The organism is Pedococcus sp. KACC 23699 (assembly GCF_045348425.1).
GTDB lineage: Bacteria > Actinomycetota > Actinomycetes > Actinomycetales > Dermatophilaceae > Pedococcus.
In genome coordinates this window covers 3,910,305-3,937,061 of record NZ_CP157483.1, presented here as the reverse complement: position 1 = coordinate 3,937,061, position 26,757 = coordinate 3,910,305, and the positions used below count along the sequence as shown (strand labels likewise).

Annotated in this window: 25 protein-coding genes; 18 read left to right on the top strand and 7 right to left on the bottom strand. The window is 71.5% G+C overall.

The features are described from left to right. Positions 1–21 precede the first annotated feature (21 nt). The 4 genes from ABEG17_RS18535 to ABEG17_RS18520 are packed head-to-tail and all read left to right on the top strand — an operon-like array spanning position 22 to position 2,699. On the top strand, positions 22–1,320 hold the full coding sequence (locus tag ABEG17_RS18535) for an aminotransferase class V-fold PLP-dependent enzyme (RefSeq protein ID WP_406830964.1): 1,299 nt from the start codon (positions 22–24) through the stop codon (positions 1,318–1,320). After that, on the top strand, positions 1,320–1,784 hold the full coding sequence (sufU, locus tag ABEG17_RS18530; RefSeq protein WP_406830963.1) for a Fe-S cluster assembly sulfur transfer protein SufU: 465 nt from the start codon (positions 1,320–1,322) through the stop codon (positions 1,782–1,784). Before ABEG17_RS18535 ends, sufU begins: the two co-directional genes overlap by 1 nt. Before the next feature lie 14 nt (positions 1,785–1,798). Beyond that, the gene (locus tag ABEG17_RS18525; protein WP_140737671.1) at positions 1,799–2,128 is read left to right on the top strand and encodes a metal-sulfur cluster assembly factor; all 330 of its coding nucleotides are present in this window, start codon (positions 1,799–1,801) and stop codon (positions 2,126–2,128) included. 34 nt (positions 2,129–2,162) lie between these two features. After that, positions 2,163–2,699, top strand: coding sequence for an acVLRF1 family peptidyl-tRNA hydrolase (locus tag ABEG17_RS18520; RefSeq protein ID WP_406830962.1), 537 nt, complete (start codon positions 2,163–2,165; stop codon positions 2,697–2,699). Here ABEG17_RS18520 and ABEG17_RS18515 read toward each other — a convergent pair. Together ABEG17_RS18515 and ABEG17_RS18510 are read right to left on the bottom strand one after the other, a co-directional pair. Further along, the gene (locus tag ABEG17_RS18515) at positions 2,696–3,046 is read right to left on the bottom strand and encodes a VOC family protein (RefSeq protein ID WP_406830961.1); all 351 of its coding nucleotides are present in this window, start codon (positions 3,044–3,046) and stop codon (positions 2,696–2,698) included. The genes ABEG17_RS18520 and ABEG17_RS18515 overlap by 4 nt on opposite strands. 58 nt (positions 3,047–3,104) lie before the next feature. Next, positions 3,105–4,025: a neutral zinc metallopeptidase gene (locus ABEG17_RS18510; RefSeq protein ID WP_406830960.1), complete on the bottom strand. Its 921-nt coding sequence runs from the start codon at positions 4,023–4,025 to the stop codon at positions 3,105–3,107. Between the two features lie 205 nt (positions 4,026–4,230). Here ABEG17_RS18510 and ABEG17_RS18505 point away from each other — a divergent pair, with 205 nt between their 5' ends. Beyond that, entirely contained in the window at positions 4,231–5,832 is a 1,602-nt protein-coding gene (locus ABEG17_RS18505; RefSeq protein ID WP_406830959.1) for an ABC-F family ATP-binding cassette domain-containing protein, read from the top strand. A 60-nt stretch (positions 5,833–5,892) separates the two neighbouring features. Here the strand turns inward: ABEG17_RS18505 and ABEG17_RS18500 are convergent, their stop codons facing one another. After that, on the bottom strand, positions 5,893–7,326 hold the full coding sequence (locus ABEG17_RS18500) for an MFS transporter (protein WP_406830957.1): 1,434 nt from the start codon (positions 7,324–7,326) through the stop codon (positions 5,893–5,895). Positions 7,327–7,539: 213 nt separating this feature from the next. Here ABEG17_RS18500 and ABEG17_RS18495 point away from each other — a divergent pair, with 213 nt between their 5' ends. From ABEG17_RS18495 to ABEG17_RS18455, 9 genes are all read left to right on the top strand, one after another. Beyond that, positions 7,540–9,216 carry a nitrite/sulfite reductase gene (locus ABEG17_RS18495; RefSeq protein WP_406830956.1) on the top strand — a complete coding sequence of 559 codons (1,677 nt, stop codon included), beginning with the start codon at positions 7,540–7,542 and terminating at the stop codon, positions 9,214–9,216. Beyond that, the gene (locus ABEG17_RS18490) at positions 9,213–9,437 is read left to right on the top strand and encodes a hypothetical protein (RefSeq protein ID WP_406830955.1); all 225 of its coding nucleotides are present in this window, start codon (positions 9,213–9,215) and stop codon (positions 9,435–9,437) included. Before ABEG17_RS18495 ends, ABEG17_RS18490 begins: the two co-directional genes overlap by 4 nt. Further along, complete coding sequence (locus ABEG17_RS18485) at positions 9,434–10,186, top strand: phosphoadenylyl-sulfate reductase (protein ID WP_406830954.1); 753 nt, start codon at positions 9,434–9,436, stop codon at positions 10,184–10,186. The genes ABEG17_RS18490 and ABEG17_RS18485 overlap by 4 nt, the downstream gene beginning before the upstream one ends. Then, positions 10,183–11,154: a sulfate adenylyltransferase subunit CysD gene (cysD, locus tag ABEG17_RS18480; RefSeq protein ID WP_406830953.1), complete on the top strand. Its 972-nt coding sequence runs from the start codon at positions 10,183–10,185 to the stop codon at positions 11,152–11,154. Before ABEG17_RS18485 ends, cysD begins: the two co-directional genes overlap by 4 nt. Next, entirely contained in the window at positions 11,154–12,554 is a 1,401-nt protein-coding gene (locus tag ABEG17_RS18475; RefSeq protein WP_406830952.1) for a sulfate adenylyltransferase subunit 1, read from the top strand. The genes cysD and ABEG17_RS18475 overlap by 1 nt, the downstream gene beginning before the upstream one ends. After that, a complete protein-coding gene (cobA, locus tag ABEG17_RS18470; protein WP_406830951.1) occupies positions 12,554–13,822 on the top strand; it encodes a uroporphyrinogen-III C-methyltransferase in 1,269 nt (422 codons plus the stop codon). The genes ABEG17_RS18475 and cobA overlap by 1 nt, the downstream gene beginning before the upstream one ends. A gap of 10 nt (positions 13,823–13,832) precedes the next feature. Next, on the top strand, positions 13,833–14,537 hold the full coding sequence (locus tag ABEG17_RS18465) for a sirohydrochlorin chelatase (protein WP_406830950.1): 705 nt from the start codon (positions 13,833–13,835) through the stop codon (positions 14,535–14,537). After that, positions 14,534–15,376 carry an enoyl-CoA hydratase/isomerase family protein gene (locus ABEG17_RS18460; protein ID WP_406830949.1) on the top strand — a complete coding sequence of 281 codons (843 nt, stop codon included), beginning with the start codon at positions 14,534–14,536 and terminating at the stop codon, positions 15,374–15,376. Before ABEG17_RS18465 ends, ABEG17_RS18460 begins: the two co-directional genes overlap by 4 nt. A 132-nt stretch (positions 15,377–15,508) precedes the next feature. Further along, entirely contained in the window at positions 15,509–17,380 is a 1,872-nt protein-coding gene (locus ABEG17_RS18455; RefSeq protein ID WP_406833236.1) for an ABC transporter ATP-binding protein, read from the top strand. A gap of 22 nt (positions 17,381–17,402) precedes the next feature. Here ABEG17_RS18455 and ABEG17_RS18450 read toward each other — a convergent pair whose 3' ends face one another. Beyond that, the gene (locus tag ABEG17_RS18450; RefSeq protein WP_406830948.1) at positions 17,403–18,224 is read right to left on the bottom strand and encodes an SURF1 family protein; all 822 of its coding nucleotides are present in this window, start codon (positions 18,222–18,224) and stop codon (positions 17,403–17,405) included. 32 nt (positions 18,225–18,256) lie between these two features. Here ABEG17_RS18450 and moaA point away from each other — a divergent pair, with 32 nt between their 5' ends. Further along, on the top strand, positions 18,257–19,303 hold the full coding sequence (moaA, locus tag ABEG17_RS18445; RefSeq protein ID WP_406830947.1) for a GTP 3',8-cyclase MoaA: 1,047 nt from the start codon (positions 18,257–18,259) through the stop codon (positions 19,301–19,303). Between the two features lie 48 nt (positions 19,304–19,351). Here moaA and ABEG17_RS18440 read toward each other — a convergent pair whose 3' ends face one another. Together ABEG17_RS18440 and ABEG17_RS18435 are read right to left on the bottom strand one after the other, a co-directional pair. Continuing rightward, complete coding sequence (locus tag ABEG17_RS18440; RefSeq protein WP_406830946.1) at positions 19,352–19,561, bottom strand: hypothetical protein; 210 nt, start codon at positions 19,559–19,561, stop codon at positions 19,352–19,354. Beyond that, positions 19,561–19,884 carry a DUF3099 domain-containing protein gene (locus tag ABEG17_RS18435; RefSeq protein ID WP_406830945.1) on the bottom strand — a complete coding sequence of 108 codons (324 nt, stop codon included), beginning with the start codon at positions 19,882–19,884 and terminating at the stop codon, positions 19,561–19,563. Before ABEG17_RS18435 ends, ABEG17_RS18440 begins: the two co-directional genes overlap by 1 nt. A 97-nt stretch (positions 19,885–19,981) precedes the next feature. Between ABEG17_RS18435 and ABEG17_RS18430 the strand changes: the two genes are divergently transcribed. From ABEG17_RS18430 to ABEG17_RS18420, 3 genes are all read left to right on the top strand, one after another. Then, on the top strand, positions 19,982–20,692 hold the full coding sequence (locus tag ABEG17_RS18430) for a beta-ketoacyl-ACP reductase (protein WP_406830944.1): 711 nt from the start codon (positions 19,982–19,984) through the stop codon (positions 20,690–20,692). A gap of 89 nt (positions 20,693–20,781) precedes the next feature. After that, positions 20,782–21,540 (top strand): enoyl-ACP reductase FabI, encoded by a 759-nt coding sequence (fabI, locus tag ABEG17_RS18425; protein WP_406830943.1) that lies wholly within the window; start codon positions 20,782–20,784, stop codon positions 21,538–21,540. A 69-nt stretch (positions 21,541–21,609) separates the two neighbouring features. Next, complete coding sequence (locus tag ABEG17_RS18420) at positions 21,610–23,796, top strand: tetratricopeptide repeat protein (RefSeq protein WP_406830942.1); 2,187 nt, start codon at positions 21,610–21,612, stop codon at positions 23,794–23,796. A 73-nt stretch (positions 23,797–23,869) separates the two neighbouring features. On the opposite strand, the gene cphA is transcribed toward ABEG17_RS18420, so the two are convergent. Then, on the bottom strand, positions 23,870–26,725 hold the full coding sequence (gene cphA, locus ABEG17_RS18415; RefSeq protein WP_406830941.1) for a cyanophycin synthetase: 2,856 nt from the start codon (positions 26,723–26,725) through the stop codon (positions 23,870–23,872). Between the last annotated feature and the right edge of the window lie 32 nt (positions 26,726–26,757).

The following is a 26,757-nucleotide window of genomic DNA, read 5'->3' as shown; positions in this document are numbered from 1 at the left end:
CTGTCTGCGAGGTCCACCCCGATGACGAGCACGACCTTCAGCGACGGGGAGCTGGCCCGGATCCGGGCCGGCTTCCCGATCCTGACGCGCACCGTCCGTGACGGACGGCCGCTGGTCTACCTCGACTCCGGGGCGACCTCGCAGCGGCATGTGCGGGCCCTGGATGCCGAGCGCGCCTTCAACGAGCAGGTCAACGCCGCCGTCCACCGCGGCGCGCACCAGCTCAGCGAGGAGGCCACCGACCGCTACGAGCAGGCCCGGGCCACCATCGCGGGCTTCGTCGGCGGGGCGACCGACGAGGTGGTGTTCACCAAGAACGCCACCGAGTCGCTCAACCTCGTGGCCTACGGCTTCTCGGGCACCGTCGCGGGCCAGGTCAAGGACCCGCGGCTCACGCTCGGCGAGGGTGACGAGATCCTCATCACCGAGATGGAGCACCACGCCAACCTCGTGCCATGGCAGGAGCTCGCCCGCCGCACCGGTGCCACGCTGCGCTGGGTCGGGGTGACCGACGACGGTCGGCTCGACCTCGACGGCGTGCACGGCCCGGCGCTGGGTGAGCTCCTCACTGAACGCACCAAGGTCTTCGCGTTCACCCACGTGTCCAACGTCCTCGGCACGGTCAACCCGGTCCGCCGGCTCGCTGACGCCGCGCGCGACGTGGGGGCCCTGACGGTGCTCGACGCCTGCCAGTCGGCGCCGCACCTGGCGCTCGACGTGGCCGACCTCGGGGTGGACTTCGCCGCGTTCTCCGGTCACAAGATGTACGGCCCCACCGGGATCGGCGTCCTGTGGGGCCGCCAGGAGCTCCTCGCGGCGATGCCACCGTTCATCACGGGCGGCTCGATGATCGAGACCGTGCGGATGGAGGGCACCACGTATGCCGCCCCGCCGCAGCGCTTCGAGGCAGGTTCGCCGAACGCCGCGCAGGCCATCGGCCTTGCCGGCGCCGTCGAGTGGCTGCAGGAGCTCGGCATGGACCGTGTCCACGCCCACGAGCAGGCGCTGACGGAACGGCTCCTCGCCGGTCTCGCCGAGCGCCCGTGGGTGCGCGTGGTCGGCCCGGTCGACGGCGTCGACCGGGGGAGCGCGGTGTCGTTCGTCGTCGACGAGGTCCACGCGCACGACGTCGGCCAGGTCCTCGACGACCAGGGTGTCGAGGCCCGCGTCGGGCACCACTGCGCCTGGCCGCTGCACCGCCGCATGAGGGCGACGGCCACCACGCGAGCCAGCCTCGCGGCATACACCACCGCTGCGGAGGTCGACGCGCTCCTCGTGGCGCTCGACCGCGTACCCGACGTCTTTGGAGTGGCAAGCTGATGGATCTCTACCAGGAGCTCATCCTCGAGCACTCCAAGCGACCCCAGCACGCCGGGCTGCGCGAGCCGTTCGAGGCCGAGGTGCACCACGTCAACCCCACCTGCGGCGACGAGGTGACCCTGCGTGTCCATGTCGAGGGCGAGGGCCGCGAGGCCGTGGTCCGCGACGTCTCGTACGACGCCCTCGGCTGCTCCATCTCCACCGCGTCGGCCAGCGTCCTCGCCGAGGAGGTCATCGGGCACACGGTGGCCGAGGCCATGACCACCCACGAGGCGATGCGCGCGATGCTCACCTCCAAGGGTGAGGACCCCGGTGACGAGGACGTCATCGGCGACGGCGTCGCGTTCGCCGGCGTCGCGAAGTACCCCGCCCGCGTCAAGTGTGCTCTGCTGGGATGGATGGCGTTCACGGACGCGTTGCACCAGGCAGGCATCGACACCAGCACCCCGAAGACGAGTTTGTGAGAGAGGCCCACACGATGAGCGAAACGACCACCGCCACCCCCAACGTCGCGGACGTCGAGGAGGCCATGCGCGACGTCGTCGACCCCGAGCTGGGCATCAACGTTGTCGACCTCGGCCTCGTCTACGGCATCACCGTCGACGCGCAGAAGCACGCCGTCCTCGACATGACGCTCACCTCCGCGGCCTGCCCGCTGACCGACGTCATCGAGGACCAGACGCAGCAGGCGCTCGAGGGCCTCGTCGCGTCCTACCGCGTCAACTGGGTCTGGATGCCGCCGTGGGGCCCGGACAAGATCACCGACGACGGCCGCGAGCAGCTGCGCGCCCTCGGCTTCAACCTCTGACCCACCCCGTCCCCTCGACGACGCCGCCCCGACCGTGAGCCGCGTCGTCGAGGTGTCCCCGGAGCGCCTCGACGGGTGGCTCGAGAGGTTCGCGGCCAACAACCCCGAACCCGAAGCGCGCCAACGGATCTCGGCGCGCGAGGAGTTCGTCCACGACCCCCTCGGCGTGCTGCTCATCCGCCGCGGTGGGTATGCCGTCGGGCTGGCCCGCGGTGCCGCGTTCACTGAGTCGAAGGTGGGCACCCGGCACGTCCAGTCACGCACGGCAGCGGGTGGGTGGTCCCAGCAGCGGTTCGCGCGACGCCGCGGCAACCAGGCCGACGAGCTGGTGCGGGCGGTCTGCGACCACGCCCTGCGGATCCTGCCGCGGGGGAGTGTGACTGCCCTCGTCGTCGGCGGTGACAAGTCGCTGGTGCGGGCGGTCCTCGACGACCCCCGGCTGGCGCACCTCGACGCGTTGCCGCGCCGTGAGCTCTACGACCTGCCCGACCCGCGTCGGGCCGTCCTGGAGGACGCCCTGAAGCGCGGCCGGGCGATCCGCATCACCATCGAGGACGTCCAGCCGGGCTAGACGTGGTGCTGGGCGATGTTGACCACGGTCCCGCCCGGGGCGCGGACGAAGAACCTGCGCACGCCCCACTCCTCGGTGACCAGGGGGTGGACGACCTCGACGCCGGCCGCCTGCACCTCGCGCCACGCCTCGTCGACGTCGTCGACCTTGACCGTGAGGGCGGAGTCCACTGGCGCCGTCGCGTCCCTGGTGACGAGCTGCACGTGGGCTCCCGTCGTGGGGTCGGTGAGACGGGCGACCCACCCGAGATCCATCTCTGTGGTCAGGCCGAAGAGACCGGACCAGAAGGCCGTGGCCTCCGCCATGTCGGGGACGGTCAGGTTGGTGCTCACGCCCATCACGCGCATGCCGGTCTCCTTGGTTCGTCCACCGATCCTGCTCCCCGGGACACTGGTCGTCCAGTGCCTACTCGACGGTGGCGGGGGAGAACGTGTCGCAGCTGTTGAGGTCGCCGGACTCGTAGCCGGTCGTGAACCACTTCTGGCGGGCGGCCGCCGAGCCGTGGGTCCACGACTCCGGGCTGACCCGACCCTGGGACTTCTGCTGGATCCGGTCGTCTCCGACCGAGGCTGCAGCTGACAGTGCGTCCTTGATGTCCGCCTCGGTCAGGGGCTTCATCAGGGTGTTGCCCTGGGCGTCCTTGGTCTGGGTGGCGTTGTGCGCCCAGACACCGCCAAGGCAGTCCGCCTGCAGCTCCACGCGCACGCTGCCGCTGTTGGCTCCCTGCGGGTTCTGCTGGGCCTTGTCGAGCAGCCCGAGGATGTCCTGGATGTGGTGGCCGTACTCGTGCGCCACGACATACTCCTGCGCGAGCGGCCCGCCGCTGGAACCGAACTGGTCGGTGAGGATCTTGAAGAAGCTCGCGTCGATGTAGACCTGCTTGTTGAGCGGGCAGTAGAACGGGCCGACCTGGTTGGAGGCCGTGCCGCAGGCGGACTGGGTCGCCCCGCTGTAGATGATGGTCTTCGCCTTGGTGTACTCGCGGCGGTAGCGGGGAAGCTCCGCGGCCCAGAAGGCCTGAACCGAGTTGACGGTCGCGATGACGCGACACGTGTCGTCGCGGTTGGCGTCGGCGCCGGTGCGGCACTGCGCGAAGGCGTTCGGGTCGGTGCTGCCGCCCGGCTCGACCTGCCCCGAGCCAGCGGTGCCGGGATCGGTGCCCGTGCCGCCGGGGAGGTTACCGGGGTTGATGCCGAAGACCAGGGCGATGATCAGCAGGATGATGCCGCCCACGCCACCGCCTACGACCAATCCTCCGGGACGGCCTCCGCCGCCGCCGGACCCCACCTGTGAGGTGTCGAGCTGGGCGTTGTCGTTGAAGCTCATCTGCCCTCCGGGGCCTCGGGTGTGCACTCGGGGTCGAGCATCGTCGGTAGACTAGTGATCTCAGCCGCTGTGCGGCGCCGGCGCAACCTGTGCACGGCGAGCCCACGGCGACGCGAGCGTGACCGGACCTGCATCGACGCAGCCGATCGGCACGAACCGCTGCTGAGCTGCCTGTTCTTCCTCGAAACGTGTCTGGAGTACGTCTGTGATCGCCGCCAGTGGGATCGAGCTGCGCGCTGGCTCCCGCCTCCTCCTCGACGGCGCGACGTTCCGCATCGCCGCCGGCGACCGCGTGGGCCTCGTCGGCCGCAACGGTGCCGGCAAGACCACCCTCACCAAGGTCCTCGCCGGCCAGGGGCAGCCCGCCGCCGGCAGCGTCACGGTGACGGGTGAGGTCGGCTACCTGCCCCAGGACCCGCGCACCGGTGACCTGCACGTGCTCGCCCGCGACCGCATCCTGTCCGCCCGTGGGCTGGACCGCATCATCACGCAGATGCGCGAGGCCGAGGGTGCGATGGCCTCGGCCGACGACGAGACCCGCGACAAGGCGATGCGCCGCTACTCCCGGCTCGAGGGCGAGTTCACCGCCGCCGGCGGGTATGCCGCGGAGTCCGAGGCCGCGACGATCGCCAGCGCGCTGTCGCTCGACGAGCGGATCCTCGGCCAGCCCCTCGCGACCCTGTCCGGTGGCCAGCGCCGCCGGGTCGAGCTGTCGCGCATCTTGTTCTCGGGCGCCCAGACGCTGCTGCTCGACGAGCCGACCAACCACCTCGACGCCGACTCGATCGGTTGGCTGCGCGACTACCTCAAGGGCTACCAGGGCGGCCTGGTGGTCATCAGCCACGACGTCCAGCTGCTCGATGCCGTGGTGACGCGCGTCTTCCACCTCGACGCCAACCGCGGTGAGCTCGACCTCTACAACGTCGGCTGGAAGCCCTACCTCCAGCAACGGGAGACCGACGAACGCGCCCGCAAGCGCGAGTACGCCAACGCGACGAAGAAGGCCGCTGCCCTGATGGAGCAGGCCGAGAAGATGCGCGCGAAGGCGACCAAGGCCGTCGCCGCCCAGAACATGATCAAGCGCGCCGAGCGCATGGTCGCCGGCCTGGAGGGGGCGCGCACCACCGACAAGGTGGCCAAGTTGCGCTTCCCCGACCCGGCGCCCTGCGGCAAGACGCCGCTGCGAGCCTCAGGGCTCTCCCGGTCCTACGGCAGCCTGGAGATCTTCACCGACGTGGACCTGGCCATCGACCGCGGGTCGCGCGTCGTCGTGCTCGGGCTCAACGGCGCCGGCAAGACCACGCTGCTGCGGATGCTCGCCGGGGTGGACGCCCCCGACACCGGGGAGGTCGAGCCCGGCCACGGCCTCAAGCTGGGCTACTACGCCCAGGAGCACGAGAACCTCGACGTCTCGCGCTCGGTGCTGGCCAACATGAAGACCGCCGCCCCCGACTCGTTCGGTGAGACCGAGGTCCGCAAGGTGCTCGGCTCGTTCCTGTTCAGCGGCGACGACGTCGACAAGCCGGCCAGCGTGCTGTCCGGTGGCGAGAAGACGCGCCTGTCGCTGGCGATGCTCGTGGTCTCCGAGGCCAACGTGCTGCTGCTCGACGAGCCGACGAACAACCTCGACCCCGCGTCGCGCGAGGAGATCCTCGGGGCACTGCGCACCTACAAGGGCGCCGTCGTTCTCGTGACGCACGACGAGGGCGCCGTCGAGGCGCTCGAGCCCGAGCGCATCCTGCTGCTGCCGGACGGCATCGAGGACCACTGGGGCCAGGACTACCTCGACCTCATCTCGTTGGCCTGATCTGACCGGGCCTGACCGGAGGTGGCCTGACCTGACCTGAGCCGACGTCGGTGCCGTCGTTCAGGCTGTCGCCTCCTTCGAGGTCGCCACGGCAGCGGTGCTCCCGGGCAGCATCGCCGAGGCCGCGAGGCCGACGAGACCGATCACGGCCAGGACGGCCAGGGCGAGCGCGTAGGAGCGCTCCGGCGTCGCCGTGATCCCGGCGACGAGGATGGTGCCGGCGACGGCCGTGCCGAGCGATGAGCCCAGGTTGGACACGCTTCGTGACAGGCCGGAGATCTCACCCTGCAGGCCCTCCCCGAAGGCCGACTGCACCAGGTTGACCGACGGCGTCAGCATGAGGCCGACTCCCAGCCCGATCAGGAGGAGTCCGGGGGCGAAGACCCAGGCGCTGGTGGAGTCCTTCGAGACGGCGACACCGACCATCGTGAGGAACAGGGCGATCCCGGCGGTCGTCAGGAGGAAGCCGCCCATGATGAGCGTCCGCTGGGCGCGCCGCTTCGCGAACCGCTCGGCACCGAGCGACGACGCCAGCAGGCCGACCGTGGCGGCGGTGAAGATCACCCCGGTCTGGATCGCGTCGTAGCCGCGCACCACCTGCAGGTAGGCCGCGACGGTGAAGGAGATCCCCATCAGCATCAGCCACTGGGCGTTCTGGGTGATGAGCCCGAGGTTGGACGTGCGGTTCTTGAACAGGCTCGTCGACAGGAGGGCCTCCTTGCCTGCGCGCTCCTTGGCCCGCGTCGAGCGGAAGAACCACAGCAGCACCAAGGAGCCGGCGGCGACCAGGCCGAGCATCACCCAGAGGTTGTTGTCGGTCGCCAGGATGCCGCTGACGATCAGGATGAGGCCGACCGACGACAGCACCGCTCCGCCGGTGTCGAAGGCCCGGGTCGGGTCCGGCGGCAGCGGGTCCTCGACATGGCGGCTCAGCAGGACGATCGCCGCGATGACCAGTGCCTGGAAGATGAAGGCCGCCCGCCAGCTGATGGCCGAGGTGATGAGGCCGCCGATGAGTGGCCCGGCTGCCGCGCCGACGCCGCCCATCGCGCTGATGGCGCCGAACGCGCGGGCCCGCGAGGTGATCTCGGTGAACAGCAGCGTCGTCAGGATGTAGACGGGTGGGATGAGCAGCGCGGTGCCGACGCCCTCGAGGATCGAGTTGCCCAGGATGAGCACGCCGAGTCCTGGGGCTGCCGCGCTGAGGAGGGCGCCGAGCCCGTAGACGATGAGCCCCAGCGTGAAGAGACGCTTGCGTCCGTACCGGTCCGTCAGCTTGCCCCCGGGGATCATCAGCGCCGCCATGACGAGCAGGAAGATGGTGATCGCCACCTGGATGCCTTGGACGGTGGTGTCGAGGTCCTTGCTCATGTCGTTGATCATCACGTTCATGTTCGAGCCGGCGAAGCTGCAGATGAACTGGGCGAGGGCGAGGGGCACGAGCACCCTGCGCAACGCCTTGGACGGCGGTCCGGTCGTGGCATGGTCGGCCATGGTGGGTGTCCTCCTGGTTGGTCGCCTACCGGCGACCTGGCCGGTCGCGGGCTCGACGACACCCCCTGCGGGTCGTCCAACGATCGTCCGGTCGTCCCCACGGCACGGGCAGAGGCCAACGTCCCGCCGAGCCCAGTCCTAGTCGCGGGGTAGGACTTCCACTCAAATAATGGACGGTTATGCAATCCATAACGGGATTGGCACAATGGTCGGGTGACGCAGACCCCCACCCGTCCCCAGCGCCAGTCGGGCAAGGCCACCGGTGCCTGGGCCGACGGCGACCGCACGCCGCTGAACCCCAACGAGGAGTTCAAGCAGGCCGATGACGGGCTCAACGTCCGGGCCCGCATCGAGGAGGTCTACAGCCGCGACGGGTTCGCCTCCATCCCGGGGGAGGACCTTCGCGGGCGGATGCGCTGGTGGGGCCTGTACACCCAGCGCAAGCCCGGCATCGACGGCGGCAAGACCGCGACCCTCGACCCGTCCGAGCTCGACGCCGAGTACTTCATGCTCCGGGTCCGCAGCGACGGCGGTGCCCTGACGGGTGAGCAGCTGCGCACGATCGCCCGGATCAGCACCGAGTACGCCCGCGACACCGCGGACGTCACCGACCGGCAGAACATCCAGCTCCACTGGATCCGCATCGAGGACGTCCCGGCCATCTGGGAGCGGCTCGAGGCGGTCGGCCTCACCACCGCAGAGGCCTGCGGCGACACCCCCCGCGTGATCCTCGGCTCGCCGGTCGCCGGCATCGCGGCGGACGAGGTGCTCGACGGGACGCCGGCGGTCCGCGAGATCCTCGACCGCTACATCGGCAGCCCCGAGTTCTCCAACCTGCCGCGCAAGTTCAAGACCGCCATCTCCGGCTCGCCCAGCCTGGATGTCGCCCATGAGGTCAACGACATCTCGTTCGTCGGCGTGGAGCACCCGGAGCACGGCCCTGGCTTCGACCTGTGGGTCGGTGGCGGCCTGTCCACCAACCCGATGTTCGCCCAGCGCCTCGGCGCGTGGGTGCCGCTCGACGAGGTCGCCGAGGTCTGGAAGGGCGTCGTGTCGATCTTCCGTGACCACGGCTACCGCCGGTTGCGCAACCGCGCGCGGCTGAAGTTCCTCATGGCCGACTGGGGCCCGGAGAGGTTCCGCGAGGTCCTCGAGAAGGACTACCTCGGGCGCGCGCTCCTGGACGGCCCGGCTCCGCAGCCGCCGTCGGCCCACCGCCGTGACCACGTGGGCGTGCACGCCCAGAAGGACGGCTCCGTCTGGGTCGGCGTCGCCCCCGTCGCCGGTCGCGTCAGCGGCACCACCCTGTATGCCGTCGCAGAGCTCGCCGAGCGCCACGGCTCCGGCCGGGTGCGGCTCACCGCCCACCAGAAGTTGTTGGTCCTCGACGTCCCCGCCGACCAGGCCGACGCCCTCCAGGCCGGACTCGACGAGCTCGGACTTCCCGCCGAGCCCAGCGAGTGGCGCCGCGGGATGATGGCCTGCACCGGCATCGAGTTCTGCAAGCTGGCCCTGGTCGAGACCAAGGCCCGCGCCGGCACGGTGATCGCCGAGATGGAGCGGCGGCTGCCCGAGTTCGACGTGCCGTTCTCGATCCACATCAACGGCTGCCCGAACTCCTGCGCCCGCACCCAGGTCGCCGACATCGGCCTCAAGGGCATGGTGCAGACCGACGACGAAGGCAACCTCGTGGAGATCTTCCAGGTCCACCTCGGTGGTGGCCTTGGCACCGAGCCGCAGCTCGCCCGCAAGACCCGGGCGCTGAAGGTCCGTGCCGAGGACCTGCCCGACTACGTCGAGCGGCTCGCCGGCCGCTTCCTCGAGCAGCGGGACGGCGCCGAGTCGTTCGCCCACTGGGCGCACCGAGCCGAGGAGGACGACCTGCGATGAGCGAGAGCCCCCGTGCGGCCGTCATCTACTACTGCCCCTTCTGTGCGGAGGAGGACCTGCGTCCGGTGGAGGAGCCACGGGGTGCGTGGCGCTGCAACGCCTGTGCCCGCGTGTTCACCGTGCAGATGGCCACGATCGACACCACCCGGATCCCGGGTCGTCTCCGGGAGGAAGCCGAGCTGCAGGTGAACGGCCAGCAGCCGCAAGGAGGTTCGTCATGACTGCCGCTACCGGGACGGATACCGCGGAGGCCCTGCGCGCCCTCGCCGCTGAGGGCGAGCAGCGCTTCGGTGCGCTCGAGGCGGACGGCGCGCACGCGTCGTACGAGAACCGGGTGGAGCTCGCCCGCGAGGCGCTGCGCTGGGCCGCGAAGACGTTCGGGGACCGGCTCACCGTGGCCTCGTCGATGGGAGACGAGGTGCTCGTGCACCTCGTCGGCACGACCATCCCCGGAGCAGACGTGTTCTTCCTCGACACGGGCTACCACTTCGCCGAGACGCTCGGCACGCGCGACGCCTACGAGGCGATGCTGCCCGTGAACATCCGGACCATCCTCCCGTTGCTCACCGTGCCCCAGCAGGACGAGCAGTACGGCGCGAAGCTGCACGACCGCGACCCCAACGCGTGTTGCGCGATGCGCAAGGTCGAGCCGCTCAACCGCGCGCTGTCGACCCACGACGCCTGGGTGACCGGCATGCGGCGGGTGGACGCCCCGACGCGCACCGACATCGGCATCGTCGGCTGGGACGGCAAGCGCGCCATGGTCAAGCTCAACCCCATCGCGGGCTGGAGCGACGACGACGTGGACCGGTACGTCGAGGAGCACGGGGTGTTCCTCAACCCGTTGCGCCAGGAGGGGTATGCGTCGATCGGCTGCGCGCCGTGCACGCGACCCGTCGCCGAGGGCGAGGACGCCAGGGCCGGCCGCTGGGCCGGCAAGGACAAGACCGAATGCGGGCTGCACACATGACCACCACCACGACCGGCGCCACCACCACCTCGCAGGCGCTGCCCGAACCGACGCGCCACGTCCCGACCGGGGGGTACGTCCTCGACCACCTGGACCACCTCGAGTCCGAGGCGATCCACATCTTCCGTGAGGTGGCGGGGGAGTTCGAGCGACCGGTGATCCTCTTCTCCGGCGGCAAGGACTCGGTCGTCATGCTGCACCTGGCACTCAAGGCGTTCGCGCCGGCCCCGCTGCCCTTCGCGCTCCTGCACGTCGACACGGGGCACAACTTCCCCGAGGTGCTGACCTACCGCGACGAGACCGTCGATCGGCTCGGGGTGCGCCTCGTCGTGGCCCACGTCCAGGACTACATCGACGACGGACGACTGCGCGAGCGCCCCGACGGCACCCGCAACCCGCTGCAGACGGTGCCGTTGCTCGACGCCATCGAGTCCAACAAGTTCGACGCGGTCTTCGGGGGCGGACGGCGGGACGAGGAGAAGGCCCGGGCCAAGGAGCGGGTCTTCAGCCTGCGCGACTCCTTCGGCGCGTGGGACCCCCGCCGCCAGCGCCCCGAGCTGTGGGACCTCTACAACGGCAAGCACGCCCCCGGCGAGCACGTTCGCGTCTTCCCGCTGTCGAACTGGACCGAGCTCGACGTCTGGCGCTACATCGAGCGTGAGGGCATCGCCCTGCCTGTTCTCTACTACGCCCACGAGCGTGAGGTCTTCGCCCGCGACGGCATGTGGCTGTCGCCGGGGGAGTGGGGCGGTCCCAAGGCCGCCGAGGTCGTGCAGACCCGGCAGGTCCGCTACCGCACGGTCGGTGACATGAGCTGCACCGGCGCCGTCGAGTCCGACGCCACCGACGTGGCCGGGGTGATCGTCGAGCTGGCTGCCTCCCGGCTCACCGAGCGTGGTGCGACCCGTGCGGACGACCGGATGTCAGAGGCCGCCATGGAGGACCGCAAGAAGCAGGGGTACTTCTGATGCCGACGACCCAGGCCAACGCCACTCTGGCCACCACCGCGCAGGCCATCACCACCCACGACAGCGAGGCCACCGTGACGACTGCCCCGGAGGTCGACGCCCCGTCGCGCCGCCACGACCTGCTCCGGCTCGCGACGGCCGGGTCGGTCGACGACGGCAAGTCCACCCTCGTCGGTCGCCTCCTCTACGACACCAAGTCGGTGCTGGCGGACCAGCTCGACGCGGTCGAGCGGGTGAGCAAGGAGCGCGGGCTGGACGCCGCCGACCTGGCGCTGCTCACCGACGGCCTGCGCGCCGAACGCGAGCAGGGCATCACGATCGACGTGGCTTACCGCTACTTCTCGACGGCGACGCGCTCCTACGTCCTGGCCGACACCCCGGGTCACGTGCAGTACACCCGCAACATGGTCACGGGCGCTTCCACCGCGGAGCTGGCGCTCATCCTCATCGATGCCCGACACGGCGTCGTCGAGCAGACGCGGCGGCACCTCGCGGTCACCGGGCTGCTCGGCGTGCGCCACGTCGCCGTCGCGGTCAACAAGATGGACCTGGTCGACTGGAACCAGGCGAGGTTCGACGAGATCGTGGCCGAGTTCACCCGCCACGCAACGCGATTCGGCATCGAGGACGTCGTGGCGGTGCCGGTGTCCGCACTCTTCGGCGACAACATCGTCGACCGGTCCGACCGTGGGTCCTGGTATGCCGGGCCGACCCTCCTCGAGCACCTGGAGTCCGTCCCGGTGGGCAGCGACCCGTCGGCCCAGCCGCTGCGGCTCCCCGTGCAGTACGTCATCCGGCCGCAGCGCGACGGGCACCGTGACTACCGCGGCTACGCCGGCCGGCTCTCGTCCGGTGTCGTGCGCCCCGGTGACGAGGTGGTCGTCCTGCCGGCCGGCACCCGCACCCGCGTTGCCGGCATCGACCGCGCCGGCGCGGACGGGACCGTCGAGGAGCTGGACGTCGCGTTCGCGCCGCAGTCGGTCGTCCTGCGCCTGGTCGACGACCTCGACGTCTCACGCGGTGACCTCATCGCAGCCGCCGACGAGCCGAGCCTGACGACGCGGTCGCTGTCGGGCACCATCGCCGTCGTCGACGACCGTCCAGTGCGGCAGCGGGACCGGGTCCTTCTGCGGGTCGGCACCCGGACGGTGCGCGCCCTCGTCGAGGACGTCGTCGACCAGCTCGACATCGAGACGATGGAGCAGCGCACCGCGCCGGACGGCCTGGCGCTCAACGCGATCGGCCGCGTGCGGATCCGCCTCGCCGAGGACGTCGCGATCGACGACTACCGCCAGCTGCGCCGCACCGGGGCCTTCCTGCTGATCGACGAGAACGACGGCTCGACCCTGGCCGCCGGCATGGCCGACGCGCCGGACCGCAGCATCGGCGAGGGCATCTGATGACCGGCCACGCCTACCCGCTCACCCTTGACCTCACCGGTCGTCGGGTGGTGGTCGTCGGCGGCGGTCCCGTCGCAGCCCGGCGGGCGCGCGGGGTGCTGGATGCCGGCGGCGTCGTCGAGGTGATCTCGCCGTATGTCTGCGAGGACCTGAGCGACCTCGTCGACCGGCGTGAGATCGTCTGGCACGAGCGGGAGTTCGCGGTCGGCGACCTCGTCCTGCCCGAGCCTGCCTGGCTCGTCCACACGGCCACCGGGGACCTCGCCGTCGACGCCCAGGTCGCCCGTGAGGCCGACGCCGCCCGCGTCTGGTGCGTCCGTGCCGACGACGCCTCGGCCTCGAGCGCCTGGACCCCCGCGGTCGCCCGCGGGTCGAAGGACTCACCCAGCGAGGGCCTGACCGTGGCGGTGACCGCCGGGGGCGACCCGCGCCGCGCGACAGCCGTGCGCGATGCCGTCCTCGCCGCCCTGGACAGCGGCACCCTGCCGGTCCGCCGGGTGCGACAGACCACGGAGGACAGCCCCGCGCATGCCGGCCGGGTGGCCCTCGTGGGCGGTGGCCCCGGGGCCGAGGACCTCATCACCGTCCGCGGGCGGGCCCTGCTCGCCGCCGCCGACGTCGTCGTCACCGACCGGCTCGGCCCGCGCGGCCTCCTGGCGACGCTGGGCGCCGACGTCGAGGTGGTCGACGTCGGCAAGACGCCCGGCAACCACCCGGTGAGCCAGGAGCGCATCAACGAGCTCCTGGTGCACCACGCGTCCCTCGGCAAGCGCGTCGTGCGGCTCAAGGGTGGCGACTCGTTCGTCCTCGGCCGCGGCGGTGAGGAGGCGCTTCACTGCGTCCAGCACGGCGTTCCGGTCGAGGTCGTGCCCGGCGTCACGTCCGCCGTGTCCGTTCCCGCGGCGGCGGGGATCCCGGTGACTCACAGGGGGATCACCGCCTCCTTCGTGGTCGCGTCCGCCCACGACGGCGCCGACCAGGTCCTTCGCGCCGCGGCCGATGCCGCCCCGGACGCCACCCTCGTGCTGCTCATGGGCGTCACGCGGCTCGAGTCCACCGCCCGCGCCCTCATCGAGGCAGGACGCCGACCCGACACGCCCGTGGCTCTCGTCGAACGGGGCTGGACCCCGCAGCAGCGGACCACCGTGAGCACGCTCGAGCACGCCGCCTCCGACGCGCGGCGAGCCGGTGTCAGGGCTCCTGCGGTGGTCGTCGTCGGGGACGTGGTGTCGGTGCGCCACAGGCTCGGCGACCTGGCAGGGGAGTAGCGTCCCCAGGATGAGCACCGAGCCCGACATCGTCCTGCTCGCGCACGGGTCACCCGACCCGCGGCACGCGAAGGGCGTCGAGACCCTCGCCGACCACGTGCGCAGCCTTGCGCCCGACCGGCCCGTCCACACGGCATACCTCGACCACCACGCCCCGAGCCCCAGCGAGACCGCCGCAGAGCTGGGCAGCCGCGCCGTGGTGGTGCCGGTGCTGCTCACCCCGGCCTACCACGCGAAGGTCGACGTGCCCGCCGCCGTGGACCAGATGATCGCCGACTCGGGGGCGGAGGTGGACGTCGCGGCCGCGCTGGGTCCGCACCACCTCCTGCTCGACGCCGCCGAGGAGCTCCTCGCGGCCGAGGGCATCGCCCCCGACCCGTCCACGGCCGTGGTGCTGTATGCCGCCGGGTCCAGCGACAGCGAGGCCGTCGCCACCGTGGGCCAGACCATCGCCGACCACCCCCGCGCCGGCTGGGGCCGGTGGGGCGTCGCAGCCCTCGACGGCGGGGCGACGATGGAGCAGGTGCTGCGGACCATGCCCGACGAGGTGGAGCGCACCGTGGCCGTCTCGTTCATGGTCGCCGAGGGGATCCTGCGTGACCGGATGGCCCAGCACTGCGGCCGCGCCGGCGTCTCGATGGTGCCCGGCACCCTCGCCCAGACCGGCGCCATGGCGCAGCTCGTCCTGGAGCGGGCCGATAGCGTTCGCGTGTGAGCGACACCCCCACCCAGCACCCCGACACCCCGGCCACCGACGCCGCCCGTCCGCACCCGCACCTCGTGGTGACGCAGGAGGGGCCGGTGCTGACCGTGGCCCTGGACAACGAGGCTCGGCGCAACGCCCAGCTGCCGTCGCTGTGGCTGGCCCTCGCAGAGGTGGCGGCGTCCCTGGACCCGTCGGTCCGGGTCGTCGTCCTGAGTGCCCGCGGACCGTCGTTCTCCGCGGGACTGGACCTGTCCGTCGTCGCCGGGGACCCGGCCAGGGCCCCGCAGGGGGAGCCGGACCTCTTCGAGGTAGCGGCGCGGGGCACCGACGAGGCGGCCGAGGTGATCGCCGGGTTCCAGCGCGGGTTCACGGCATGGGCCGAGGTGGACGCCGTCGTCGTGGCCGCCGTGCAGGGTCACGCGATCGGTGCGGGGTTCCAGCTCGCGCTGGCCGCCGACCTGCGGGTCGTGGCGGACGACGTCCAGCTCGCGATGCGCGAGACCTCCCTCGGCCTGGTGCCCGACCTCGGTGGGACGCAGCCACTGGTGTCCCTCGTGGGTCCCGCGCGGGCCCTGGAGATCTGCGCCACCGGACGGTTCGTCGGAGCCCAGGAGGCGGTGGCCACCGGCCTGGCCAACGTCGCCGTGCCGCGTGACGAGCTGGAGGCCACCACCGCGGACCTCGTGGCGGCCCTGCTCGCGGCCCCCGAGGCCTCGTTGCGGGCCCTCAAGCCGCTGCTGCGGTCGGCGGGGTCAGCGGACCGGGAGACGCAGCTGCGCGCCGAGCGGGAGACCCAGGTGACGCTGCTGCGCGGCCTCGGACGGGCCCGGGCGGCTGCCGGCGGCTGACCTCGCCGGGCTCCTCGGCCATCGAGGCGGCGAGGAACGTGTCGGCACTGTCAGGGGCCGGCGCGATGATGGGGAATGCCGCCGTGTGCGCGGGACGTTCCACCGCGTGACTGCAAGGAGACCAACGTGAGCATGTCTGGCTGGAGCGCGATGCGCTCCCTCACCCGGGACGGCTCGGTCAAGGACCGCAAGCTCGCCCCCGGCACCGCCCGTCGCGTGATGGGCTACGCGCTGCCCTTCAAGCGGCAGATCGTCCTGTTCCTCGTGCTCGTCGTTGTCAGCGCCGCCCTCGTCGTGGCCACGCCGCTGCTCCTCAAGGACCTCATCGACCACGGCATCACGCCGCGCAACCGCACCGTCGTGATCGAGCTGTCCCTCGTGGTGGCCCTCCTGGCGGTCGCGGACGCGGTGCTCACGCTGGTCGAACGCTGGTACTCCAGCCGCATCGGTGAGGGCCTGATCTACTCGCTGCGCACCGAGGTGTTCGCCCACGTGCTGCGCCAGCCGATCGCCTTCTTCACCCGCGCCCAGACCGGCGCCCTGGTCACCCGGCTCAACAGCGACGTCATCGGCGCCCAGCAGGCGTTCACGTCGGTGCTGTCCAGCGTCGTCAGCAACGTCGTCTCGCTGACGCTGATCATCGCGGCGATGGCGTCCCTGTCCTGGCAGCTCACCCTGGCCTCGCTGGCCCTCGTGCCGTTCTTCCTCATCCCTGCGCGCGTCATGGGTCGGCGCCTGTCCGGGCTGACCCACGCCCAGATGAACCTCAACGCCGACCTCGGGTCGCGGATGACCGAGCGCTTCAACGTCGCCGGCGCGCTGCTCGTCAAGCTCTTCGGCGACCCGCGCCGCGAGGATCGTGAGTACTCCGCCCAGGCCGCCGACGTCCGCGACATGGGTGTGCGGATCGCGTTGAACCGCAGCGTCTTCTTCGTCGCCCTCACCCTCGTCGCGTCGCTGGCGACCGCGATGGTCTACGGGTTCGGCGGCCTCATGGCGGTCAACGGGTCGCTGACCGTCGGCACCCTGATCGCGATCACCGCCCTGCTGGGCCGCCTCTACGGCCCGCTGACGTCGCTGTCGAACGTCCGGGTCGACGTGATGACCGCGCTGGTCTCCTTCGAGCGCGTCTTCGAGGTGCTCGACCTCAAGCCCCTGGTCTCCGAGCGCCCCGACGCCAAGCCGATCCCCTCGGGCCCGGTCCGCATCGAGGTCGACGACGTCGCCTTCCGCTACCCGTCCGCCGACGAGGTGTCGCTCGCCTCGCTGGAGAGCGTCGCCGCCGGTGACCGCAAGGGCTCGGGCCTCGTCCTGCGCGATGTCGCCTTCGCGGTCGAGCCGGGGCAGCTGGTGGCCCTGGTCGGGCCCTCCGGCGCCGGCAAGTCGACCATCACTGCCCTGCTGGCCCGCCTGTACGACCCCAGCGCCGGGGCGGTCCGCATCAACGGCCTCGACCTGCGACAGGCCACGACGGCGTCGCTGTCGGCGACGGTCGGCATGGTCACGCAGGAGGCCCACCTCTTCCACGACACCATCCGGGCCAACCTCGCGTATGCCGCCCCGGACGCCACCGACGAGCAGGTGGTCGCCGCCCTCAAGGCCGCCCAGGTCTGGCCCCTGGTCAGCGCGCTCCCCGAGGGTCTGGACACCGTGGTCGGCGACCGCGGACATCGGCTCTCCGGTGGCGAGAAGCAGCGCCTGGCCCTGGCCCGGCTGCTGCTCAAGAGCCCGGGTCTCATCGTCCTCGACGAGGCGACGGCCCACCTCGACAGCGAGTCCGAGGCAGCCGTCCAGCGCGCCCTCGACACCGCGCTGGAGGGCCGCACCGCGGTGGTCATCGCCCACCGGCTGTCCACCGTCCGTGGCGCCGACCAGATCCTCGTGGTCGACGGCGGCCGGATCGTCGAGCGGGGCACGCACCGCGAGCTGATGACGCGCAGGGGCGTCTACAGCGACCTCTACACGACCCAGTTCGCCGACCAGGAGACCGACGTCCCCGCCTGAGGCGGTCCACCACCGGGACGGCTCAGCCGTCCTCCTCGTCCCAGATACGGGTCTTCTTCTGGCGCGGCGGGGGCGGAGGGCCACCGTAGGCGGTCGCGTGGGCCAGGGCCCGGTCGTCGAGCCCGTCACGGTAGTCGCGCCGCACCCCGAACCCCACGAGCACGAACACGCCGACCATCCCCATCCACCACTGGAACGCATACGCCTGGTGCGGCCCCAGGTCGGTGTCCGGGGCCTCGAGGGCCCTCGGCCGAGGTGGTGCGGTGCCGTCGGGGAGACGCTCCACCTCGAGGATCACATAGGCGCCCAGCAGGGGCCGTGAGACCTGGCGGGCCGCCTCGGCGAGGTTGATGCTGGCGAGCTGTCCGGCCGGAAGCGTCCGACCCAGCGAGGGCTCGGACTGCCGCACCCACCCCGTCACGGTGACCTCGGTGGTCGGGGCCGCAGGGACGCTGGGGAGCGCCTGGGCCGTCGCGGCGTTCTGCACCCAGCCCCGGTCGACGAGCACCGTCCCGCCCGTGTCCGCGGTGAACGGCACGAGGACCTCGTAGCCGTAGGTGCCCTCGTAGGGACGGTTCCGGACGAGCAGCGTCTGGTCGACGGCATACCGTCCGCGAGCGGTGACCCGGGTCCAGTCCTCGGCCAGGGGCATCGGGGCCGTGGTGAGAACGTCCGTCACCGGCTTCGGGGGCGCGTTGTAGTGCGTGTTGATGCGGTCGGCCTTGGCGGCCTTGCCCTCGTAGCGGTGCCACTGCCACTGGCCGAGGAAGAAGGCAGCGATGGCAAAGACGAGAGCCGCTGCCAGGGCCCCCAGCCAACGCCGCGAAAAGAGCACCCTGAGCACTTCATCACGGTACCCGGCCTAGGCTGGGGGGTATGACCGGCCTCCCCTTCCCGACCGTGCGCGGTGCCACGCCTGCGCCCGAGGGCCTGGTGGGCCTGCCCGACCGCTACGGACGGGTGGCCCGCGACCTGCGGGTCTCCGTCACCGACCGCTGCAACCTGCGCTGCCGCTACTGCATGCCGGCGGAGGGACTGCCGTGGCTGGCCAAGCCCGAGATGCTCTCCGACGACGAGCTCGTGCGGGTCGTCGGGGTGTTCGTCGGGCTCGGCATCCGCCAGGTCCGCCTCACCGGTGGAGAGCCGATGCTGCGCCGGTCCCTGGTGGACGTCGTGCGTCGCATCGCCGCCCTCGAGCCTCGACCGCGGATCGCCATGACCACCAACGGGATCGGTCTGGACCGGCTGGCCCAGCCGCTGGCCGACGCCGGACTCGACCGCGTCAACGTCAGCCTCGACACGATCGACCCCAAGGAGTTCGCCGACCTCACCCGTCGCGACCGCCTGCACGACGTGGAGGCCGGGCTCAAGGCTGCCGCCACGGCCGGACTGGTGCCGGTCAAGGTCAACGCCGTCGCCATGCGCGGCATCAACGACGACTCCGTCGCCGACCTCCTGCAGTGGTGCCTCGACCGTGGCTACGAGCTGCGCTTCATCGAGCAGATGCCTCTGGACGCCCAGCACGGCTGGGACGCCTCCACTATGGTCTCCTCGCAGGAGCTGCACGAGCGGCTCGGCGAGCGGTTCACCCTCACCCCCCTCCCGCAGGTCGACCGGGGGAGTGCTCCCGCGGAGCGGTTCCTGGTCGACGGCGGACCCCAGACCGTCGGCATCATCGCCAGCGTCACCGACCCGTTCTGCGCGGCCTGCGACCGCACCCGCCTCACCGCGGACGGTCAGGTGCGCAACTGCCTGTTCTCACAGGCCGAGACGGACCTGCGCGGCCCGATGCGCGACGGAGCCAGCGACGAGGACCTCGCCCGCCTCATCCAGGGCGAGATGTGGCGCAAGGCCCCCGGGCACGGCATCGGCTCCGAGGGGTTCGTCCAGCCGGACCGCCCGATGTCCGCCATCGGCGGCTGAGGCACTTCTTCGGGTATGCGCCGCAGCCGCAGCCGCAGCGGCGCCGGCTCAGCCCGCGGTGGCGGGGATCGCGTCCGCGGGAACCGTCTCGACGAGGAACCCCCGCACCGACAGGAACTCGCCCAGCGACGTCCGGTGCTCGTCGCACGCCAGCCACACCTTGCGGCGCTCCGCGGTGTGCAGCTTGGGGTTGTTCCACAGGTGGGCCCACGCCGCGGTGGCGCGGCAGCCCTTGGCGCTGCAGACCATGCCCTCCATCAGCGACCGATCTGGTCGGGTCCGTCACCACGGGGGGTGACGGGCGCCGAGTCGCGCCCGGCGCCACGGGGGGCCACCGCGTTGACCATGACCACCGCGACATAGGGGAGCACGACAGCGAGCAGGGCCAGGGTGCCCCAGACCCACCACGGTGCACCCGAGGTCGCGGTCAGCACGGAGCCGATGAAGCAGACCGTGCGGACCCCCATCGTGAACAGGTAGCGCTTGATCCGGCCGGCCTGCTCGTCGGCGATGTTGGCCGGGGCGGAGGTCACCGACTGGACGACGGGCTCGTCGTGGTGATGACGTCGGGAACGGGGCACCTGTCCACGATAGGCCGCCTGCGATGCGGTGTACCCATCGGTAGTCGATAGGGTCGCGCGCAGAGGCTGACCGAGCACGGACGACACGGAGGAATCGATGGCAGGCCGCAACGTCCTGGTCACCGGAGGCAACCGCGGGATCGGGCTGAGCATCGCCCGTACCCTCGCCGAGGCAGGCCACCAGGTGGTCATCACGCACCGTTCGGGGGAGCCACCGGAGGGCCTGCAGGGGGTGCTCTGCGAGGTCACCGACACGGCATCCGTGGATGCTGCGTTCACCCAGGCCGAGGGGCTCCTCGGCGGCCCGGTCGACGTCCTCGTGGCCAACGCGGGCGTGACCCGCGACCAGCTGCTCATGCGGATGAGCGACGACGAGTTCGACTCGGTCATCGACACCAACCTCGCGGGCGCCTTCCGCTGCGCCCGGCGGGCCGTCAAGGGCATGATCCGGCTGCGGCGCGGACGGATCATCTTCATCTCCAGCGTCGTGGGGCTCTACGGCTCACCCGGCCAGGCCAACTACTCGGCCAGCAAGTCCGGCCTCGTCGGCCTCGCCCGCTCCATCTCCCGTGAGCTCGGTGGGCGCGGCATCACCGCCAACGTCGTCGCCCCCGGGTTCATCGAGACCGACATGACCGAGGTGCTGCCCGAGGACCGCAAGAAGGCCTACCAGGCCAGCATCCCCGCCGGTCGCTTCGGCCAGTCCGACGAGGTCGCCGCGACGGTGCGCTTCCTCGCCTCGGACGACGCGGCATACATCACCGGCGCGGTGATCCCCGTCGACGGTGGCCTCGGGATGGGCCACTGACGCCGTCGGTGCCGTCTCCCACCGCCCGCACCAGCACGCGCCGCACGGCGCCTGCACGACCACTGACCCCACCAGAATCGGAGTTCCCCATGCTGCTCGAGGGTAAGAAGCTGCTCATCACCGGAGTCCTCATGGACTCCTCGATCGCCTTCCACGTGGCCAAGATCGCGCAGGAGCAGGGTGCGGAGGTCGTGCTGACATCGTTCGGCCGCACCTTCAAGATCACCCAGACGATCGCCAAGCGGCTGCCGACGACGCCGCCGGTGGTCGAGCTCGACGTGACCAACCAGGACGACCTCGACAGCCTCGCCGAACGTCTCGGTGAGCACGTCGACCACCTCGACGGGGTGCTGCACTCCATCGGGTTCGCCCCGCAGGGGGCGTTCAACTTCCTCGAGGGCACCTTCGAGGACGTGTCCACGGCCATCCACGCCTCGGCCTACTCGCTCAAGTCGCTCGGTGTCGCCACGCTGCCGCTGATGAAGGACGGCGGCAGCATCGTCGGCCTGACCTTCGATGCGAAGTTCGCCTGGCCGGTCTACGACTGGATGGGGGTCGCCAAGGCGGCGTTCGAGTCGACCAACCGCTACCTCGCCCGAGACCTCGGCCCGAAGGGCGTGCGCTGCAACCTCGTGGCCGCCGGCCCCATCCGCACCACCGCCGCCAAGTCCATCCCCGGCTTCGCGACGTTCGAGGAGACCTGGAACAACCGCGCCCCCCTCGGCTGGGACGTCAACGACGCCGTGCCGGCGGCCCAGGCGTGCGCCGCGCTGCTGTCCGACTGGTTCCCGGCGACGACCGGCGAGATCGTCCACGTCGACGGTGGCGTCCACGCGATGGGGCAGTGACCGACCGCCTCCCCGCGCCGCGCTGACGCCCGTTCTGCCGGGCCGGTGAGCCGCTACTAGGCTCGCCGCATGACGTCCGCACCTGCCGTCTCCGCGACCGAGGTCCGGGTCCTCGAGGGCCCGAACCTCTACTTCGCCAAGCCGGCCATCAAGGTCAGCCTCGAGCTGCCCGGCTACCTCTCCGCCGACGAGTCCGACCTCAAGCGGATGGCGCGTTCGGTGGGGCTCAAGAGCTCCCGCCCGGGCGCACCGGGCACCGAGCAGCGCCAGCGGTTCGTCATGCGGCTCGTCGAGCGCGCCACCCGGCGCCTTGCCGCCGCGAGCGGCACGACCCGGCTGGGGGTGCGGACCCGTCCCGGCAGCGACCCCGCCCAGGTGGTGGTCGCCTTCGTATGGCGCCGCCGCGGCCGGGCGCGCGCGCTCGGTGAGGGGGTGGCCCCGCTCCTGCAGTCCTGGCTCGACGGCGACGACCGGGTGGAGGCATTGGGAGCCGGGATCGCCGCGGCCGACCCGGGCGACCGTCCCTCGATCATCAACCCGTCGATCCCGGTCGCGTCGATCACCGGCACCAACGGCAAGACCACCACGACCCGTCTGCTGGGCCACATCGGCATGACCGCGGGCCTGCGCACGGCCTGGTCGTCCACCGACGGCGTCGTCGTCCAGGGGGAGATGATCGAGCCGGGCGACTACTCCGGTCCGGCCGGTGCGCGGGCCGTGCTGTCTGCCCCGGGCGTGCAGCTCGGGATCCTGGAGACCGCTCGTGGCGGCATGCTCCTCAAGGGCATGGGGGTCTCGGCCAACGACGTCTCCGTCGTCACCAACGTCTCCGCCGACCACCTCGGGCTCCAGGGCATCGACACCGTCGACCAGCTGGCGGAGGTCAAGGCCATCGTCACCAAGGCGACCAAGCCGCGTGGGTGGGCCGTGCTCAACGGTGAGGACCCGCGGGTGTGGGCCATGCGGTCGGGGACCAAGGCGCGTCCCTGGGTCTTCGCATTGCGCTCCGACGCCCCCGCGGTGCGCGAGTCGCTGGACGCGGGTGGCCGCGCGATCACCGTGCTCGACGGCGACATCGCCGTGCTGGAGAACGGCCAGGACCCCGACCGCCTCGTCAGCATCCTGGACGTCCCCGCCACCCTGTCCGGCCTGTCGGAGCACAACATCGCCAACGCCCTGGCCGGCGCTGCCGCGGCCCTCGGCCTCGGCCTGCCACGGGCCGCCGTGGTGGAGGGACTGAAGACCTTCGCCCCTGACGACCGCCTGAACCCCGGCCGGATGAACACCTACACGCTGCCCCGCGAGGACGGCACGTCCATCACCGTCATTGTCGACCTGGCCCACAACGAGGCCGGCCTCGAGGCGCTCATGGACGTCGCCCACGGCCTCACGGTGCCCGGTGGCCAGGTCCACCTCGGGCTGGGGCTCGCGGGCGACCGCACCGACGACCTGCTCGAGTCGATCGGCGAGGTCGCCGGCCTGCGTGCCGACCGGATCGTCGCGGCGCACAAGGAGCACTACCTGCGCGGTCGGACCATGGCCGAGCTGGAGAGCCACCTGCGCGCCGGACTGGCGCGGGCCGGGGTGGCCGACATCGACTCCTACGAGACCGAGCTCGGGGGCCTGCAGGCCCTCGTTCCCGGTGCGTCCGACGGTGACGTCGTGGCCCTGATGTGCCACGCCGAGAGGTCGCAGGTGGCCGCATGGCTGGCCGCCCAGGGCGCCGTGGCCGACGGTCCCGAGGACATCCGACGCAAGGTCGTCGCCGCGCGCGGGGAGCACGAGTTCGAGTCGCAGATCGCCGCCCTGTGGCAGCTGGCCGACGACCAGGCGCGCATCGACGCGGTCTCCTCGCTGCGAGCATCCCGCCCGGGCGATCCCCGCCTGGTCTACGAGCTCGCCGCCGCCCTCGATGCGGCCGGTCGGGAGCAGGAGGCCATCGACCTCTACCGCGACGCCCTGGCCAGCGGGCTGCGCGAGCCGCACCGGCACCGCGCGCGGATCCAGCTCGCCTCGAGCCTGCGGGTCACCGGGCAGCCCGACCTCGCCCACTCGCTGCTGACCGAGCTCTCGCACGAGCGGCCGGGAAGCGTGGCCATCGAGGCGTTCCGCGCCCTCGCGGCCTTCGACAGCGGCCGCGCCGCCGAGGCGGTCGCCGACCTCGTCGACACGCTCCTGCACCACGCCGGTGACGAGGACAGCCTGAGCTACCAGCGGGCCCTGCACGGGTATGCCGCGCAGCTGCGCGAAGCCTGACCGGACGCGCCTGCGGCTGCAACCGAAGCGGCCCGTCCCCACCGGGTGGGGACGGGCCGCTCGACGTGCTGCCTCAGCTGGCGGGCGCCTCCACCTCGGAGGCCTCGGCGGCTGCCGCCTCGTCGCCGGAGACCTTGGCCTCCACCTGCATCTCCACCGGGTCCAGGTCGGGGTCACCGATGCCGAGGCCGTTGTGGGCGCCGGCCTGGGCGTGCTGGGTCATCTGCTCGAGCTCGCTCAGCACCTCGGCGTGCTGGTCGACGCACAGGACCACGACATCGCCGGGGTTCGCCCGAGCCATGCAGTGACGGACCGCGTCGACCTCGTTGAGGACGGTCTCGACCTGACGGCACCGGATGCCCTCCTTGCCGATCTCGCCCTTGGCGCCCTCGGCGATGAGCGCAGCGGTCTCGCCGGTGGGGCGACCACGCTTGCGTTCGTCCTCGCGCACGACGACGACGTCGAAGTGGCGCGCGGCGATGGCCCCGAGCTCCCGCATGTCGTCGTCGCGGCGGTCGCCGGCGGTCGAGATCATGCCGATGCGCGAGACCTTGCCGAGGTCGGACTGACCGGCCTTCTGCGCGGCATACCCCTCGACGAACTCGCCGAGCACGCGCATGCCGGGGGCGTTGTGGCAGTAGTCGACGAACACGTCGACGTTGTGCACGTTGACGAGGTTCATGCGCCCGGGGGACAGGTAGTAGCTCGTGGTGAAGGTGCGCAGTCCCTGGCGGATCTCGTGCAGCCCGGCGCCGGCAGCGAAGGCTGCGCCGGCCGCGGCCATGGCGTTGGCGACGTTGAACTTCGCGGTGCCGCCGAAAGTGGACGGGAGGAGGTGGGTCCACGCGAGCTGCATCGAACGCCGGCCGTGCTTGATGACGATCATGTCGCCGCGGTCGGTGTGGTCGAGCACGACGGCACGACCGCCACGACGGCAGTAGTCCTCGATGAACTCGCGCACCTTGCTGCCGGGAGGCTGCATGGAGAACCACACGATCCCGCCGGAGCAGCGGCGCCGCATCTTGCGCACCAGGTCGTCGTCGGCGTTGAGCACCGCAAAACCGTTGCGGGGCACCGCTTCCACGATGACGGCCTTGACGTCGGCAAGCTGCTCGAGGGTGTCGATGCCCTTCATGCCCAGGTGGTCCGGGGCGACGTTGGTGACCACGGCCACGTCGTTGCGGTCGTAGCCGAGCCCTTCGCGCAGGATGCCGCCACGAGCGACCTCCATGACCGCGAAGTCGACACGGGGGTTCTGCAGGACCATGCGCGCAGAGCGCGGACCGGACGCGTCGGCCTTGTAGACCAGGCGCTCGTCGATGATGATGCCGTCGGTCGAGGTCATGCCGACCTTGCGACCGATGCCCTTGAAGATGTGGGCGATCATCCGTGACGTGGTCGTCTTGCCGTTGGTGCCGGTGACGGCGACGATCGGCACCCGCGAGGGCGAGCCGGGCGGGAAGAGCAGGTCGACGACCGGCTTGGCGATGAACTGCGGCTCACCGACGGTCGGGTGCGTGTGCATCCGGAACCCCGGGGCGGCGTTGACCTCGCAGATCGCACCCCCGGTCTCGCGCACCGGCGAGGCGATGTCGGGGCAGATGAAGTCGATGCCGGCGACGTCGAGCCCGATCATCCGGGCCGCCTCCTCGGCGATCTCGACGTTGTCCGGGTGGGCGTCGAACGTGCGGTCGACGGAGATGCCGCCGGTCGACATGTTGCCGGTGAGGGCCAGCTTGACCATCTGCCCCTCGGGCGGGACGGCGTCCATCTCGAAGCCCTGGTCGCGCACGAGGGCGACGGCGGCGTCGTCGACCTTGATCCGGGTCAGGACCTTCTCGTGCCCGACTCCGCGGCGAGGATCGGCGTTCGTGGTGTCGACCAGCTCGGCGACCGTGTGGGTGCCGTCACCGATGACGTGGGCCGGCACGCGCTCGGCGATGGCCTGCATCTTGCCGCCGACGATGAGGCAGCGGTAGTCGCGACCCACCACGAGGGACTCGACGATGACGTACCCGCGGCGGGACTCGCCCTCGGCGGTGACGAAGGCCGCCCGCACCTCGTCATCGGACTGCAGGTCGAGGCAGACACCGCGTCCGTGGTTGCCGTCGAGCGGCTTCACGACCACGGGGAACCCGATCCGCCTGGCCGCCGAGACCGCGGCGTCGGCGGTCCGCACCGTCTCCTGCTTGGGCACGGGCAGGCCGGCGGACGCGAGCAGCCGCGTGGTCATGTCCTTGTCGCTGGCGATGTCGACGGCCAGCGCCCCCGTCTTGGACGTCATGGTGGCCCGGATGCGCTGGGCGTGGACACCTTGGCCGAGCTGCACGAACGACTGGCTGTTGAGACGGATGTAGGGGATGTCGCGGGCGACGGCCTCCTCGACGATGGCCCCGGTCGAGGGCCCGAACGCCGAGCGCTGGGCTCGCCGCAGGAACACGTCGAGCTCCTCGGAGAAGTCGAAACCCTCCTCGGCCCGGACGAGGTGGTTGACGAGCCGCACCGCGAGGGTGCCTGCGGCCAGGCCCACGGTCTCGTCGGCGTAGTCGTAGATGACGTTGTAGCGCCCGGGCTGGCCCTTGACGGCGCGGGTCTTTCCGCGACGAAGGTCGTGGCCGGCCTCCTGCTGCAGCTGCAGCGCCACGTGCTCGGCCACGTGACCGACCCAGGTGCCCTCACGCAGGCGCTCGATGAAGCCGCCCTTCACGCCGCGGGAACACGTGTGGTTCTCCAGGCCCGGGAGCATCTGCACGAGGTGGTCGGTGAACCCCTCGATCGTGTCGGTGGGGTAGCCCTCGAGCACCCCGAGGTCGACGACGAGGTGGATGGCGGGGCTGTAGGACCAGATGTTGCCGCCGCGGTAGACGCGGGACTCCACGATGGACAGCTCGGGGGCTGCGGGCCCGGTGGGCGTGGGGCGATCGGCCATGGGATCTCCTAGCGGTCGGGCTGGGGTGGGGC